At 32.4% G+C, this 15,635-nt stretch carries 17 protein-coding genes; all 17 read right to left on the reverse strand.

What is annotated here, in order from left to right; translation table 11 throughout:
- Positions 1-105 precede the first annotated feature (105 nt).
- The gene (locus ACYQ39_RS03465) at positions 106-1,653 is read right to left on the reverse strand and encodes a DEAD/DEAH box helicase (RefSeq protein WP_459840483.1); all 1,548 of its coding nucleotides are present in this window, start codon (positions 1,651-1,653) and stop codon (positions 106-108) included.
- 96 nt (positions 1,654-1,749) lie between these two features.
- Positions 1,750-2,214 carry a hypothetical protein gene (locus tag ACYQ39_RS03470; RefSeq protein WP_459840484.1) on the reverse strand — a complete coding sequence of 155 codons (465 nt, stop codon included), beginning with the start codon at positions 2,212-2,214 and terminating at the stop codon, positions 1,750-1,752.
- A gap of 83 nt (positions 2,215-2,297) precedes the next feature.
- Positions 2,298-2,759 (reverse strand): hypothetical protein, encoded by a 462-nt coding sequence (locus tag ACYQ39_RS03475; RefSeq protein ID WP_459840485.1) that lies wholly within the window; start codon positions 2,757-2,759, stop codon positions 2,298-2,300.
- Between the two features lie 9 nt (positions 2,760-2,768).
- A complete protein-coding gene (locus ACYQ39_RS03480) occupies positions 2,769-3,155 on the reverse strand; it encodes a TIGR04086 family membrane protein (RefSeq protein WP_459840486.1) in 387 nt (128 codons plus the stop codon).
- Positions 3,156-3,233: 78 nt separating this feature from the next.
- Complete coding sequence (surE, locus tag ACYQ39_RS03485) at positions 3,234-3,977, reverse strand: 5'/3'-nucleotidase SurE (RefSeq protein ID WP_459840487.1); 744 nt, start codon at positions 3,975-3,977, stop codon at positions 3,234-3,236.
- 1 nt (position 3,978) lies between these two features.
- Positions 3,979-5,226: a chloride channel protein gene (locus ACYQ39_RS03490; RefSeq protein ID WP_459840488.1), complete on the reverse strand. Its 1,248-nt coding sequence runs from the start codon at positions 5,224-5,226 to the stop codon at positions 3,979-3,981.
- 40 nt (positions 5,227-5,266) lie between these two features.
- On the reverse strand, positions 5,267-6,007 hold the full coding sequence (locus ACYQ39_RS03495) for a CPBP family intramembrane glutamic endopeptidase (RefSeq protein WP_459840489.1): 741 nt from the start codon (positions 6,005-6,007) through the stop codon (positions 5,267-5,269).
- 85 nt (positions 6,008-6,092) lie between these two features.
- Positions 6,093-7,043 (reverse strand): helix-turn-helix domain-containing protein, encoded by a 951-nt coding sequence (locus ACYQ39_RS03500; protein ID WP_459840490.1) that lies wholly within the window; start codon positions 7,041-7,043, stop codon positions 6,093-6,095.
- Positions 7,044-7,139: 96 nt separating this feature from the next.
- Positions 7,140-7,877, reverse strand: coding sequence for a GntR family transcriptional regulator (locus tag ACYQ39_RS03505; RefSeq protein ID WP_459840491.1), 738 nt, complete (start codon positions 7,875-7,877; stop codon positions 7,140-7,142).
- A gap of 18 nt (positions 7,878-7,895) precedes the next feature.
- Positions 7,896-10,229 (reverse strand): FtsK/SpoIIIE family DNA translocase, encoded by a 2,334-nt coding sequence (locus ACYQ39_RS03510; protein WP_459840492.1) that lies wholly within the window; start codon positions 10,227-10,229, stop codon positions 7,896-7,898.
- 41 nt (positions 10,230-10,270) lie between these two features.
- Positions 10,271-11,044 carry an undecaprenyl-diphosphatase UppP gene (gene uppP / locus ACYQ39_RS03515; RefSeq protein WP_459840493.1) on the reverse strand — a complete coding sequence of 258 codons (774 nt, stop codon included), beginning with the start codon at positions 11,042-11,044 and terminating at the stop codon, positions 10,271-10,273.
- 31 nt (positions 11,045-11,075) lie between these two features.
- Entirely contained in the window at positions 11,076-12,011 is a 936-nt protein-coding gene (locus ACYQ39_RS03520) for a Na/Pi cotransporter family protein (RefSeq protein ID WP_459840494.1), read from the reverse strand.
- A gap of 162 nt (positions 12,012-12,173) precedes the next feature.
- Complete coding sequence (locus ACYQ39_RS03525) at positions 12,174-12,383, reverse strand: YlzJ-like family protein (protein WP_459840495.1); 210 nt, start codon at positions 12,381-12,383, stop codon at positions 12,174-12,176.
- The gene (locus tag ACYQ39_RS03530; protein WP_459841632.1) at positions 12,383-13,174 is read right to left on the reverse strand and encodes a ClpP family protease; all 792 of its coding nucleotides are present in this window, start codon (positions 13,172-13,174) and stop codon (positions 12,383-12,385) included. The genes ACYQ39_RS03525 and ACYQ39_RS03530 overlap by 1 nt, the downstream gene beginning before the upstream one ends.
- A 389-nt stretch (positions 13,175-13,563) precedes the next feature.
- A complete protein-coding gene (gene folE2 / locus ACYQ39_RS03535) occupies positions 13,564-14,349 on the reverse strand; it encodes a GTP cyclohydrolase FolE2 (protein WP_459840496.1) in 786 nt (261 codons plus the stop codon).
- A 12-nt stretch (positions 14,350-14,361) separates the two neighbouring features.
- Positions 14,362-15,093 carry a 7-carboxy-7-deazaguanine synthase QueE gene (locus ACYQ39_RS03540; RefSeq protein ID WP_459840497.1) on the reverse strand — a complete coding sequence of 244 codons (732 nt, stop codon included), beginning with the start codon at positions 15,091-15,093 and terminating at the stop codon, positions 14,362-14,364.
- 1 nt (position 15,094) lies between these two features.
- Positions 15,095-15,556, reverse strand: coding sequence for a 6-carboxytetrahydropterin synthase QueD (gene queD, locus ACYQ39_RS03545; protein WP_459840498.1), 462 nt, complete (start codon positions 15,554-15,556; stop codon positions 15,095-15,097).
- Positions 15,557-15,635 lie beyond the last annotated feature (79 nt).

Here is a 15,635-nt window from a genome sequence, read left to right on the forward strand (position 1 = left end):
TATTTATAAGTTGTCTCTTAATTTATAACACTTTCAGTAACAAGTAATGAGTGACCAGTAATAAGAAGTTAAAAAATACTTATCACTCATTACTTACTACTTCTACTACTGTAAAAGTTCATCTCCTAGTCTATCTAATCTATTCTCTAACTCTTCTTCATTATCAACAGCTGCTAGAATTTCTAAAATATCAGTTCCTAAGTCACTATTAGCTCGATCAACCACTAAGTTATTAAGCCCGCCAATTACTGACTCAAAAAGATTTATCTTCTTATCCAGCAGATCAATAATCTTCTCTTCAATAGTATTTCGAGTTGTTAAGTTATAAATATTTACATCTTTATCTTGACCTAACCGATGGACACGACCGATTCTTTGTTCAACTTTCATTGGATTCCAAGGTAGATCATAATTAATAATTGTATTACAAAACTGTAGGTTAATCCCTTGTCCTCCTGCTTCAGTACTAACTAATACATCTCCTTGGTCCATAAACAGATTCTTGGCCCACTCTTTTTGGTTATCAGATAAACTACCATTAAAGAAGACAGGATTATATCCTTGTTGCTGTAAGTAGTATCCAATATAACTCTGTGTTGCTTGATACTCAGTAAAGATAATAACTTGTCCCGATGTATCTTCTAAAATCTCCTCTACTTTCTTCATTTTTTGATTATCTTCAATACTCATAGCTAATTCATATAATTCTTCTAACTCTTCCTTAATTGATTCATATCCATCTTGACACATCTTCTCTAGAGTCTTAGCTACAGCAAAAGAACTACTACAGACTTCTCGCTGTAAAGTCAATAAATGAAAGATACTCTTATTCTTATTTAGACATTTCTTATATTGACTTGTTACTAGATTAGTAACTCCTTGATACAACTTTTCTTCTACAGGAGTTAAATCTAATGGTACTAATTTTACTTGCCTGTCAGTATACTCCAACTCTGTACTCTTTCTCTGGTTTCTGATCATTACCTCTGATAATTGATTTTGTAACTTCTCTAAGTTTTGAGCTTGATGCTTACCTGAAATATATCTTTTCTTGAAGTCTTTATAATTACCAAATAATTCAGGACGCACTAAAGCAACTAAGTTATATAGCTCTTTTAAATCATTTTGGATTGGAGTAGCAGTCAGTAATAAAAGGTGTTCCTTAGGAATCTTATTTACAAATTCCCAGTTCATTGTCTTGCTATTCTTTAATTTATGTGCCTCATCTACAATTACCATATCAAAACCTCGTTCATAAATCTGATCACAATGTGGAGTACGCTTGGCTCGATCTAAAGATGAAATAATTATATCGAAATAATGCCAACCTTTTCCTTTACGATTATTAAAAGCATCTATCTGAAACTTATCTGTTAATTCAGTCCACCATTGAAAACCTAAAGAAGCTGGAGTCAATACTAAACAAGTTTCTACATCTCCTCGTACTAAATACTCTTTTAAAATCATACCTGCTTCAATTGTCTTTCCTAATCCTACTTCATCAGCTAATAAAGCTCGTCCATCTAACTGGTTAATTACTCTAGTAGCTGTTTCATATTGATGGGGTAATAAAGAAAACTCTTTTTTTGTCCAATAATCTTGTAATTCTTCTATAGCTAGTAGTTCATCATTACTCTTTTCTATTACTGACATAGCTATCACCTCATTTACTCTATCTACCTACTAGTAATATCCCCAACTATCTTAATTAGCATTAATAAAAAAATAACCAATAAAGTAATTTTAATCCTAATAATTATCTATTCTTTGTCTGCTAGCAACAGCTAAATAATATCCTAGACCAATATGAATTACTACAGCTAATAAAAAAGTCAAATATACATTCCAATATAAATATTTTCTATAACCAGTTACTACAAATACATATTCCATAATTGTCGTCGCTACAGCAAAACCTAATATATAAGCTCCTCTTTCTAGATTAGAACCTAATTCACGCCAAAAATGACCAAAAATAATTACTGGTGGAATCCATGATAATAAAATCCCTACTGGAATTCCTTTAATAGATAATAATTCAGCCTTAAATTGCCATAAATTAAATAAATCAACAGCTAAATACTGAACAATTACTGCCACTCCAAAACCTCCTACTAACCCAAAAGGAAGTAACTCTATAACTCTCTCTGTAGGAACTAAAAAAAACATTCCAATAGTCAATATAACCGATAAATAGAACCAAATTAAATCCATTGATATTCTAACACCACCTTATCACTATTATTAATTAAGCAGAATTTTTTATACAAAAAATAAAAAAAGCACCTTGCTGGTGCCTAATCGGTTTCCTGCTGATGCCATTTACCATTTAAATCCATTATGAATTTCATTTCTTCTATTTCATCCTGGTTAATTGCCTGTTCAAGAGAGCTTCCTAATCTATCTAAAGCGCTTTCTAATGTCTGTTGGTTAGTATTTTCTAAACTAGCTTTAACCTTAACTCCTTGGTAATTAAAAGAAATTTCAAATTTAGGAATCTTTTCTTTATTACTATTACATCTAAAGAATTTCTTTACTCCCTTCCATACTTCACTACCAATCTCTTTTAAAAATCCACTAGTAACTGTCCCTAAGATAAAACTAATTATAGGCAACCACTCTACTCCATTTAAAAAATAGGGCTTTAATCTGTCTTCCGCCTGTTTCTCTAAAGTTTTATAAACAGTCTCAGCCACTTCAGATTTAGACTGTAAATTATCAAGTTTAATCTCTATTTTATCTTCCTTAATTTCTATCACCTACTTTAACTAAATAATATTAATTCCTATCATGCCTCCTAAACCTGACACTAAAAAAGCAATTATTATTCTTAAAGCTAAAGTCCATGAAAAAGTAAAAGGATACCATAACATACCTAATAATACTATTACTAACATGTAAAGCAATCCTACTAAACCACCATTAAGCCAACCATTACTTTCGGCAGAATAAGCAGCAACCATCCCACCAATAAAGATAGCTATATAGTTTAGCACAAATAATAATTTGCTACTTAATCCTGTAGCAACACTTGTATAACTAATAACTACTCCTAACAATAAACTACCAGTTATTAATAAAACTAAACTGATTAATAACCCCCACAGTATACCTGAGACTCGAATTGTAGATTCTTGTGACTGAGAATTAGACATATATGTCCCTCCTTGCTACATACTAAGATTCTCTTAATCCTTTTAGTATAAGCTATTCAGCAAGAAGGAAAATAATGACTAGAGATCCCAATTTTTAATCTCTTTTATCTTATCATCTGCTGTCAGATTCAACTCTAAAGGAGTAATCGAAATATGTCCATTATGAACTGCAACTAAATCAGTTTCTTCATTGTTTCCTTCTTCTATTTCTCCTACTAACCAGTAATATCTTTCACCTCGGGGATCAACTCTTTTTTCAAAAGTATTTCGATAACCTTGATCTCCTAATTTTGTTATCTTTACTTTAGCTTGACTATCAGATGGCAAATTGATATTTAAAAGCGTACTCTGATCTAGATTATGTTCTTCATATCTTTTAACAAACTGGCGCATAAATTCTGCCCCAGAACTAAACTCCCATTGCTTATCAGCAGCTAAAGAAACTGCTATAGAAGGTAGACCTACTAATACTCCTTCAATAGCTGCAGATACAGTACCTGAATATAATACATCATAACCTAAGTTAGGGCCAGCATTAATACCTGAAATAAGAAGATCAACCTCTTCATCTATTAAAGCCTCTACTGCTATTTTAACACAATCAGCAGGTGTACCATCTACAGCAATACATTTTGATTCAATATCTTCAAACTCCATTTCTTTAGCTCGTAAGGGATGATTAATAGTAATAGCATGACCAGTAGCACTTCTTTCTCTATCTGGGGCTACTACTAGTACCTCATGATCCTTTTCTAACTCTCGACATAAAGCTTGAATGCCTGGAGCAAAGATTCCATCATCATTGGTCAATAAAATTCTCATATTAACTACTCCCTTCTAACTCTTCAATATATTTAAATACAGTCTTTGGTCTACCAACTAAGAAACCGATAATTCCACCAATTACAACTGGTAAACTAAAGCTTAAATTAAACATTTCAGCAACTAAAACTATGGTAGCTAATGGCACATTAGCAATAGAAGCTAAAGTAGCAGATAAACCAACTATTACTAAAGCAGCTACAGGTAGCTGAGGAAATAAATAAGCTAATAAATTACCTGTAACTGCTCCACTAAATAAGGCTACATCTGTAATTGCTGCGCTACCTCCACTAGAGATAACTATTATTGTTAACACTATTTTAAGCACTAAAAAAGTTAATAGAACTTTAATAGATAACTGTTTAGAAAGTAACTGTCCTAACTCTAGAATATCAGTCTGTAATCTTATACCACTTATTAAATTCAAACAGGCAATAACGCCTCCAGCTACTAAAGGCTTAAATAATTTTGGTATCTCTAAAGTAGTAAAATAATTATCAATCCAGTTGAAGATTAAAATAAAACTTTGACCTAACACCCCACAGACCAAAGCAGCTAAAATTAGCAAACCAATCTCTCCTACTTTAAAATCAGGAAAAGTAATAATTAATTTAGAACTTTGAGAAGAAACAAAAGACTGATAACAAAAATAACCAAAACTACTACTTAAAATAGCAGGAAAAAGATCATTATAATCTAGTGAAGACTTATATAATACTTCACTAGCAAAAATTCCACCACCTAAAGGGGTTCCTAACATTGGCCCTAAAGTAGCAGCAGCTCCACAGACACTTAAAACTCTAAACTCTAACTGCCGATTAATTACTTTTATCTTAAAAAAATTTAATATCTGACTAATAAAAAAAACTAGACTACTGCCTAGCAATAATAAAGGGCCAACTAAGCCCCCTACTCCAATCAACCCCAAAGTTATTCCTGTAGCAAGAAACTTTCCAATTATCAACTTTACAGGCTGAGTTAAAGGAATATCCCCTTTAGTTTGGGCAATATAAAGATTAGTACCTAACCCTGCAGCTCTCCAATCAAAATAATAAATAATCAGCCCTAACATTACTCCTCCTAATAATGGAGTTACTAAATAATAATCAGCAGTTAGTTGATTTAAAATACTAACTACCTTCTTAACTATCCATACTAAGCTAGCTCCTAGACTACCTAGTAGTATACTAAGTAGAGTCCACTTAAGGATATACTGGCTAATCTCACTATATAATCTCTGCCGGGACATAATATCACCTTATCCCTATCAATATTATTTCCAAATTTAATTAAATAATACCTAACTTCCAAATAATAAAAATTAACAAAACAATAATTAGATTCCAAACCCCATGAGCTAACATAGAAGAATATAATGAGTCAGTCTGCTCATAAATCCAGGCTAAAATCACTCCACCTAAAAATGTAGGAATAAAAACCCATCCACTAAAATGGGCCAACCCAAAAATGACACCATTAACTAACATCCCTTTATTGATGCCTAATTTACTTTTACAATAGGGATAAATTAATCCTCTAAAGAAAATCTCCTCTGAAATAGGAGCTACAATAGTAATTAAAAAACTATACAGTAAGAATACCCAGTTATTATTAGATTGCAATAAATTCTTAATCACCTGTTGAGTAGGAGGAGTAATTCCATAAAACTTACTAGCCAAAGTATGAATCAAATTGTTAATTAACATAATAAAAAAACAGATAACGACTCCACCAATTAATCCATACTTTAAAATAGAATCAATATCAATCTTTCGTAATCCAAACTCTGTAATTGAAATATAATAACTCTTAGTAACTACAGTTAAAGTTAAACTGGCCAATAAGGTCGCTTGAGTCAAATTTAATAATAATGGCCTGACCTCAAGTAGGCCATCTAAAGCCAAAATAGCATCTAGTCCCCACCATAAAGACTGAAACAATAATGGCGTGACAGTAAAAGTTAAAAATAACACTAATATAATATCTGCCAACTGCCACTTAATATCTTCTTGCGCCGAAATATCAACCATCAGACTACCGCCTTTCCAACTGACTGATAAACCTCTCTTCTCCCCAAAGAGACTTTCACTAAATTATATTCTCAATTATGGTTTATTATTCCTCTTGAACCTTAGAAAAGACTTTAGTTACTATTTCCCCTTGGCTACCAAAAGGACCATATACTTTATTTGATTTAATCACTTGTACTCCAGCGGCATTTCCAATCTTCAATTTAATTTGATTACCAGAAAAGGTCTTAACTTTCCCTTTTTTAGTCACTCCTCTATACTTTGTAGATCCATCTGTCTGTACAGAATACCAGCTTTCAGCTATAGTCTTTACTTTTATAGTTAACTTTTTATCATTTAAACCTTTCTCTGTTAATTGCTTATTCTCTTTAACCTTCTGTTCCTCAGCTTTATTTTGATTAGTCTTATCTTCAGATAAACTAGTTTCTTCTTTTATTGAGCGAGCATCCTTTTCTGCCATAATATTATCTTTAGCAACTTGTTTCTGATTAGAAGATTCTTCTGTTATAACTGATTCTTCTTCTTCCTTATCTATTCTTTCTACTTTAACTTCAGCTTTATCCTTAGTTTCAACTTCATCTTCAACTTGAGCTATATAATCTTGTACTTGATTAAAGACTTTAACTCCTACCTGCTGTAAATGAAATTGCTTATACACTAGACTACCTAAATAAACCATCCCTACTAAAAGCATAATAACTATTAAAACCATGACTCCTGCAAGTAATTTATTCTGATATTGATCAAACAATATTGATAATTTATCTTTTAATGATGTTTCTTCTTTCTTATCTGTAGTCGAATCAACTTTTGATCTTTCAAACTGATCTATAACTTCACCTGCATCTAAATTTAAGTAATCAGAATAAATCTTTAAAAAGCCTTTAAGATATACTTCTGGGCCAACTTTATGAAATTCTCCAGCTTCAATTGCTTCTAAAAAATTAAATTTAATATTCGTATCTTCAGCTACCTGTTGTAAACTAAGTCCCAATTCCTGCCGCCGGTTTTTAAGTTTTTCTGCTAATTCTTCCACATTTAGCCCCCTCCCTATTATTTTTTCTTGATTATTAGACAAATTCCTCTATCAAAAAAGTCGCAGGGCTAGCCTGCGACTAAAATACCTTATCATCTAGCTTCTATTTCGTACTACATGAAACTCAAATTTATCATTTCTAAAATAATTTTCTGAATAGAGAACTGGCGTATCTCGATCATCATAATGCATCTGCTTTAACAATAATAAAGGAGTCCCTTCCTCTAAATCAAGCTTATCAGCTAACAATTGGTCAGCAGTTACAGCTAAAACATCAGCCACAGCATAAGTAATATATAGATTAGATTCTTCTTGTAAATAATCAAATAAAGAACCACTAAATTCCTCTCTTGAAATATCATCTGCTAAAAACTTTTGAGGTAAGAAATCTCTACAATAAGCTACCGGTTCTTCATTGGCTGTTCTTGTCCGTTGCAAAGTAGCCATCTTTTCTTGAGCATCAATTTCAAATTCTTGACTCAAATCAGGAAATTGCTTATCTAATTCTAAATTTAAACCAATAGTTCCGGCCTCAAGACCCATTGCCTCAATTGTTTCTGTAATACTAGTCAGCTCTTCAATACCACTCTTAAATAAAGCAGCCTTTTCAGCAATAAAGGTACCAACACCTTGGCGCCGGTCTACCTTTCCTTCCTTTTCTAAAACCCGTAATGCTTCACGTAAAGTAGCCCGACTAACACCAAATTTCTCTGCTAATTTAGCCTCAGAAGGTAATCTATCACCAGGTTGATAGGTACCATCATCAATTAATTCATCTAATTTCTCCTTAACTAAAATATATAATGGTCTAGAATCCTGTCTAATCAAACTCATAGTAGCCTCCTTAATTAATTATTTATTTAAAATTTCCTCTAATTCTTCTTCTGAAATTAGTACTTCTCTTGCTTTACTACCTTGGTGAGGGCCAACAATATTCTCTTCTTCCATCTTATCAATCATCCGAGCAGCACGATTATATCCAATACTTAATTTGCGCTGGAGAAAAGATATAGAAGCCCGATTATTAACTACTAGCTTAACTGCATCTTCATATAACTCATCTTTTTCATCACTTAATTCAATATCTACTTTACTATCCTTAATCTCTGCTATCTGGTCAGCATAATCAGGCTTAGCTTGTCCCTTTACAAATTCAACCATTCTTTTCACTTCAGCTTCTGAAATAAAAGCACCTTGTAATCTCTTTGGTTGGTTAGAACCAACAGGAGCAAATAACATATCCCCTTGACCTAATAGTTTTTCAGCTCCTCCAGCATCTAAAATAGTTCTCGAATCAGCTTGAGAAGAGAGAGAAAAGGATACTCTCGTTGGAATATTGGCTTTAATAACTCCAGTTACTACATCAACAGAAGGCCGTTGAGTAGCCAAAATCATATGTATCCCTGCTGCCCGAGCTTTCTGAGCTAACCTACAGATGGCATCTTCTACTTCATTAGCTGAAACCATCATTAAATCAGCCAACTCATCAATAATAACTACCATATAAGGTAACCCTTCTCCATCTACTTGCTGATTATAGCTTTCTATGCCTCGAGCTCCACTACCAGCAAATAATTCATACCGATTTTCCATCTCTTTAACTATCCAACGTAAAGCAGTAGCAGCCTTTTTGGGATCAGTTACTACTGGTGATACTAAATGAGGAATTCCCTGATAAGCAGTCAATTCTACCATCTTAGGGTCAATTAACATGAATTTAACCTCTTTAGGAGTAGCTTTATGTAAGATACTATTAATTATACTATTAATAAAGACGCTCTTACCTGAACCAGTAGCTCCAGCTACTAGCATATGAGGCATCTTAGATAGATTGGCTGTAACTGGATGACCAGCAATATCATTTCCTAAACCAATAGTTAATTTAGATTCTGCTATCTGAAATTCTTCACTAGCTAATACTTCCTCTAATGTAACTAAAGCTTGTTCATCATTAGGTACCTCAATTCCTACTGCAGCCTTACCAGGAATCGGTGCTTCAATTCTAACATCAGATGCTGCTAAAGAAAGAGCTATATCATCAGCCAGGTTGACTATCTTACTGACTTTAACTCCTGGGGCGGGTTGGATCTCATACCGAGTTATAGTTGGCCCGCAATGCACTTCAGTTATTTCAGCTTTAACACCAAAATTATCTAATGTTCGTTCTAGAATATCAGTCTTATTTACAAAAGATGCTTCTTGACTCTCTGCTTGATTTAGTAATGAAAGTGGAGGTAGTTGATACTCCTGAGTAGTTTTAGCCTGACTAATTAATTTCTGTTGTTTTTCAGTCGACTGTTCTTTCTTCTTTTGATCTTGCTTATTACCAACTTTAGATTTAGTATTTTCTTCTTTCTTGTTATTAGTTGACTTCTTATCTTTAGTAGAAGCTACTTTCTGGTGTGCCTTTTTAACTTCTTTTCTGGCTTGGGTTTTATCTTTACTTAATTGCTGTCTCTTTTTTTCTTTCTTCCTAGCTTTCTTATTAGTTACTTTCTGGTCTTTTTTCTGCTTAGACTTATCTGTTTTTTTACTTAGAGTTTCCTTCTTATCTTTAAAACCTTTAATTATCTTTTTAAACAGACTCTTCTTATTCTTAGAATTTTGTTTCTTACTCTTATCTTTAGCAAATAAATTATTCTTCTGCTTCTTTGACCAGTCTACTATAGTATACCATTTTTCTTTAAACCATTCTATTATATTGGCTAATGATTTATCAGTAAATAATAAACTAGCAACTAGAAATATAGTACCTACAATAATTATACTTCCCCAGTGCCCAAAGGCCATTCTTAATAAATATAAAAAGAAACCGCCAACTACTCCCCCTCCTAACTCGCCTGCCAAGGCCTGTTCAATTTCATGAGGGTGACCTATTCTAAAGTGGGCAGAAATTAAAATGGCAAAAAATAAAATTAAACTTGCCACACCTTTGTTACTTATTCTAATTTTAACTTGGGATTTATAAATGATCCCCACTCCCCAAGCCAGACTAAAAAAAGGTAATAAGTAACGTCCAAGTCCAAAGCTTATCTTTAAACCAGCCTCTAACTTTTCACCAACCATTCCTGCTTCAGTAAAAAAGCTTAATTCAGTCAGAATACTGAATAATATCAGTACAATACCACCTAATTCAAATCTTCTTTTCTTAAAAATATTATTAATATCACTAAAAATCTGTTTCATAATACTTCACCTCATATTGTCTAGCATTCTATCTTAACTACCTAAATTCCTGCATTTAAAAGAATAGTTATAATACCAATCCCCCAACAATAATAGGCAAATACACTTAATTGCTCTTGATCAATTAATTTCAATAATAATTTAATAGCAAAATAACCTACTACTGTAGCCGAAATTGTTCCTACTGTTAAATAAGAGATACTATTAGCTCCTAAACCTTCTACTACTAAATCTTTAGTCTTTAATAAAGTAGCCCCTGCAATTACTGGTATAGATAATAAAAATGAGAATTTAGCCGCTAATTTCCTTTCTAAACCTCTAAATAAACCACCTACAATAGTAGAACCAGATCGAGAAATGCCAGGAATAATGGCAAATGCTTGGGCCAACCCAACTATTAATGCATCAGCATGATTCATCTCTTCCATTCTACGGCCAGTATCTTCCATTCTATCAGATAACCACAATAACAATCCTGTAACTAATAACATAAAACCAACTGCTCTAGCAGTAAATAAGCTAGCAAAAAAGTCTTCAAAAAGAATACCTAATACACCAGCTGGTACTGAACCTAAGATTAAATAAAGAGTAAACTTACGATACTTTGGCTTAAAGGTAATAATATCAATAATATCATCCCAATATACAATACAGACAGCCAATAAAGTACCAAAATGGAGAAAAACATTTAAGACTAAATTCTTTTCTAAACCTAATAAACTACGAAATAATACTAAATGTCCTGAACTACTAACAGGTAAAAACTCAGTTAATCCTTGTACAGCTCCTAAAATAATCACTTTCAGTAGTGACATTCCCATCCTCCTTTTATTTAATAACCTATTTTTAATCTTTTAAACTAACAGCTAAGTTAATAAAATGCTTTCTAACACTTAAAACTAATAAAGTACTAACAATATTAAAGATAGTATGAGCATTAGCTATCTGGCGTGTTAATTGACTATTGGTCAATCTAACTAACCGAATAAAAACTGGCAATAATGGTAGCAAAATAACTACACCACTAATATTAAATAATAAATGGGCCAAGGCTGTCTGCTTAGCAGCCACTGATGAAGATAAAGCAGCTATAAAAGCAGTAATACAAGTTCCTATATTACTTCCTAAAGCCAGACTAATTGCTGCTGGCAAACCAATCAAATTAGACTTAGCCAAAGCAACAATTACGCCTGTTAAAGCACTACTACTTTGAATCAAAGCCGTTAACAAAGCACCTACCAGAACTCCTAATAGTGGTTGTGCTGATAATTGAGCTAAAAATTCAATAAACCAGTCTATATCTTGCCAGTGAACCATAATTCCACTTAATACATCTAACCCAAACCATAAAATACTAAAACCTAACAGACCTCTAGCCAAATAACACAATCTTTCTTCTTTTAAAAACCAGTATAATAGATAACATCCTAATCCTAAGATAGTAATCCAACCTATGTATTGGTCTAAATCAAAGGATAATAATTGAACAGTTACTGTTGTACCAATATTAGCTCCCATAATAACTCCTAACGCTTGGCGTAAAGAGAGCATATTAGCATTAACTAAACTAATAATGATTACTGTAGTAGCACTGCTACTTTGGATTAACATAGTAATTATTATACCCGTTAGAATACCAGTAATAACATTAGTTGTCAATAATTTAATTATATCATTCAGTTTACTCCCTGCAGCATAATAAAAACTACCTTTAACGACTTGTAGACCACCAATAAATAAAATCAAACCAAAAAATAATTGTACTACAGAATAAAGAAACATCTATTAACTCCCTTCTTGTTACTGTAGTACAATATATTATAACTAATATTATATTATAACATAAGTAATATAATTAAAACAGTAAGAACTGAACTCAACCTAATATAATTAAAAGTTGGCCCTATTAATAACTCAGGGCCAACTTATAACAACTATTATCTTTTATTTCAAAATCGGACCAAACTCGACTTGAGCTCCTGGTGAATAAGACATATAGTCATCAGGATTAGAACTGATAACTCTTACTACCTTACCAGAATAAGGAGTCTCAAGGTCTACTTCCATTGTTACCCCATCAACCTCTATCTCTTTTCGTTGCTTTGGCTCTTCTTCTTCTAGTAATTCTTCTTCTGGAATAATAGAATACAGCATTAAATATCACCTTCTGAACCTATAGTTTGAATCTCATCATCTATATCTTCTTCTTCAGCTAAAGCCTGTAGTACCTCTTCTCGTGGTCTACCCTGATCTTCATTCTGAGACTTATTTCTTTTATATCGATCAGGATTCTGTTTTTTATCTTCTTCAATTAAAGTATTTAACTTCTTAATTGCTTGACCTAAACCACCTACATCATCAATAATACCTTCATTTACTGCCTCATCTCCAATTAAGACAGTTCCTACATCTCTAACTAACTCTCCTGTCTCAAACATTAAATCTTCAAATTTATCTCCAGAAATGTTAGAATGATGGGATACAAAATGAGTAATTCGTTCCTGCATCTTATCTAAATAGTCATAAGTCTGTGGTACACCAATCACCATTCCAGTAAGTCGAACTGGATGAATAGTCATAGTAGCTGATTCAGCTATATAGGAGTGATTAGAAGATACTGCAATTGGCACACCTATACTATGACCACCACCTAAAACTAAAGAGACTGTTGGTTTAGATAAACTACTAATCATCTCTGAAATGGCTAATCCAGCTTCAATATCTCCGCCAACAGTATTTAAGATAATAACTACTCCTTCAATCTTAGGATTCTGTTCAACAGCCACTAATTGAGGTAATAAATGTTCATACTTTGTTGTCTTATTCTTAGCCGGTAGAGCCTTATGCCCTTCAATTTGGCCTACAATAGTTAAGGCATGAATATTACTTTGAAACTGAGGAACATTCAACTGACCTAACTGCTTTAAATTCTGTAACTGCTTCATCTTCTTTTTTTTAGCCTGTCTAGCCTTCTTTTTTCGCCCACCCTTTTTAGAAGGTGTAGCTGGCTGTGCAGGACTAGGGCCAATATTAGCTACATCTTCATTAACTAGTTTATTAACTCTATCTTGATCCAAAGCAATCACTCCTTTTTTATAAAAGCCTATTCTACTTTTTAGTATGAGATAAATCTACTTTTGTATGAAATTAAGCCCCCATTAATAGTTTACAACTAGGGGAATATTTAACTCTGAATTATCTTAATTAACAGTTAAAAAATTTATTATTTACAGTCAAAATTAAATAATAGCCTTTTACAACTAATATTTTTTACTTATTCTTAATTTCAACAAAAATAAAAAAAGACAGGCATATGCCTGTCTTAATTGAAACTTTATTTATTCTGCTCTAATACAGCATAAGCATTATGTGGATGAATAGATTCTTCGTGACTACTTCTTACCTTAAACCAATTTATCCGATTATCAGCAGATAATTCTTCAGCTACTAGTCTAACTATATCTTCAACAAATCTCGGATTTTCATAGGCTCTTTCTGTTACCTCTTTTTCATCAACACGTTTTAAAATAGAATAAACTTCACTACTAGCTACTGATTCTATCTTTTCTATAAGTTCCTCTAACCAAAGCTGATCATCATATCTAACAGATACTTGGACATATCCTCGTTGGTTATGAGCAGAATAATCACTTATTTCTTTAGAACAAGGGCAGAGACTAGTGATTGGTACTTCTACAGTTAAAATAGAATCATCTTGTTTCCCTTCTAAAGAAGCTTCCACTTTACATTGATAAGATACTAAAGCTTCCTTTTGAGATACAGGAGCAGCTTTAGTTAGAAAATAATCAAAAACCAACTCTAAATAAGCATTCTTAGTTTCCATTCTAGACTGCATCTTTTCTAATACCTGTTGCAAATCATTTTTAAAATCAGTTAATACCCAATTATCCACTTCTAACTCTGCCAATATCTCTGGTAATCGACTCATATTAATTCCTTTTAGATCACTAGTTAAATTGACAGCTAAAGAAATTTCACCTACTGTAGAAATCAATTCTCCAGATTTAGTTTCTATTCTTAAAGGATATTTTATATTTTCAACTCCTACTTCATCAATACTAAATGTATAGTCACCTTTTATATTTTGCACATCCTTCATTATTGACTCCTCCTAAACTCCTGTCTGATTGGGATCCCAAATAAACTTGTGTAACTGTAAACTTAATCTAACTAGTAAATTATATTTATTAAAATATCCTTGGTTATCTTGTAAAACTGCTACTAGTTCTTCAGTTTCCATTTCTTCAAAAACTGGTGAAAAATTAATAATTATTTCTTCTTTAGCAAGCACATTTTTATAATCAGCAATCACTTCTAAAGCATAATCTATATCTACTTGGTCTTGAACTACAAATTTGATTTCATCACCTAGACTCAATTTCTCTAAGTTGCTCAATAAATTGTGTTGTTTCATATTAGAACTAGGAGATTTAATATCTAGGGTATAATTTATGAGTTTATTATCAACACCAAACTTCTGTAATTCCTGCTTACTATAAATAGGCCAACTACCATTAGTTTCAATTCTAACTTTAAAACCTTGTTTAGCTAAATAAAGCGGAAGGTATCTCTTTGGTTTATCCTCTTCTAATGGTTCTCCACCTGTACAGATAATCTGGCGACTGTTAAATTGATTTACTTTATTTACTATCTGATCTGGGCTCATTAGATTATGCTCTGAGCTTTGATAACTATAAGTAGTATCACAATAATCACATCGTAAATTACAGCCAGCTAATCTAACAAAATTTACTATTTCTCCAGCCGATATACCTTCACCTGAAATACTATTAAAGACTTCGACTACTGGTAACTGAACAGCTTGAAACTCCTCTATATTCATATTAATTTACTCCTTTAACTTCTGCATAACTAGTTGGTGTCTCCCACACTTTAATACTTAGAATTTCTATATCTAACTCACTTAATCTACTTTGTAATATCTCCCAAAAATGATGGGCCATATTTTCTGCTGTAGGCCTAAAATCTACTTCAACAACCTTTCTATCTCCTTCTTGTAGTATATTAGCTAATTGATGTTCTATCTTGTCAGAAGAGTTGGCCCAATATAAAAAAGCATGATCTAGTGGATTAATTATCTCTTCTTTAACAACTCGTTTTAAATCTTTAAAATCAACTATCATTCCCTGAGCCGGGCCAACTTCCTCTAACTGTCCTGCCTTATTTGTTACTTCTACTTCCAATTTATAAGTATGGCCATGTAGATTTTTACACTGACCTTCATGACCTGCTAACATATGAGCCATATCCCAAGAAAATATCTTTGTAACTGATACTTGCGCCATTAAATTCACCTCACAAAATATTTACTTAAAAATAGTTTACAGTTAACAGTTGCCGATTGACAGTTTAAAAATCTCATCA

This window comes from Halanaerocella petrolearia, assembly GCF_054657875.1.

What these genes read in the sequence shown, in the direction of transcription:
- ACYQ39_RS03520 (WP_459840494.1), bottom strand. Translation starts at nt 12,011, where the DNA reads ATGTTTCTTTATTCTGTAGTACAATTATTTTTTGGTTTGATTTTATTT.
- queD (WP_459840498.1), bottom strand. Translation starts at nt 15,556, where the DNA reads ATGGCGCAAGTATCAGTTACAAAGATATTTTCTTGGGATATGGCTCAT.
- ACYQ39_RS03540 (WP_459840497.1), bottom strand. Translation starts at nt 15,093, where the DNA reads ATGAATATAGAGGAGTTTCAAGCTGTTCAGTTACCAGTAGTCGAAGTC.
- ACYQ39_RS03480 (WP_459840486.1), bottom strand. Translation starts at nt 3,155, where the DNA reads ATGTCTAATTCTCAGTCACAAGAATCTACAATTCGAGTCTCAGGTATA.
- folE2 (WP_459840496.1), bottom strand. Translation starts at nt 14,349, where the DNA reads ATGAAGGATGTGCAAAATATAAAAGGTGACTATACATTTAGTATTGAT.
- surE (WP_459840487.1), bottom strand. Translation starts at nt 3,977, where the DNA reads ATGAGAATTTTATTGACCAATGATGATGGAATCTTTGCTCCAGGCATT.
- ACYQ39_RS03470 (WP_459840484.1), bottom strand. Translation starts at nt 2,214, where the DNA reads ATGGATTTAATTTGGTTCTATTTATCGGTTATATTGACTATTGGAATG.
- ACYQ39_RS03490 (WP_459840488.1), bottom strand. Translation starts at nt 5,226, where the DNA reads ATGTCCCGGCAGAGATTATATAGTGAGATTAGCCAGTATATCCTTAAG.
- ACYQ39_RS03495 (WP_459840489.1), bottom strand. Translation starts at nt 6,007, where the DNA reads ATGGTTGATATTTCGGCGCAAGAAGATATTAAGTGGCAGTTGGCAGAT.
- ACYQ39_RS03530 (WP_459841632.1), bottom strand. Translation starts at nt 13,174, where the DNA reads ATGAAGCAGTTACAGAATTTAAAGCAGTTAGGTCAGTTGAATGTTCCT.
- ACYQ39_RS03465 (WP_459840483.1), bottom strand. Translation starts at nt 1,653, where the DNA reads ATGTCAGTAATAGAAAAGAGTAATGATGAACTACTAGCTATAGAAGAA.
- ACYQ39_RS03525 (WP_459840495.1), bottom strand. Translation starts at nt 12,383, where the DNA reads ATGCTGTATTCTATTATTCCAGAAGAAGAATTACTAGAAGAAGAAGAG.
- uppP (WP_459840493.1), bottom strand. Translation starts at nt 11,044, where the DNA reads ATGTCACTACTGAAAGTGATTATTTTAGGAGCTGTACAAGGATTAACT.
- ACYQ39_RS03510 (WP_459840492.1), bottom strand. Translation starts at nt 10,229, where the DNA reads ATGAAACAGATTTTTAGTGATATTAATAATATTTTTAAGAAAAGAAGA.
- ACYQ39_RS03505 (WP_459840491.1), bottom strand. Translation starts at nt 7,877, where the DNA reads ATGAGTTTGATTAGACAGGATTCTAGACCATTATATATTTTAGTTAAG.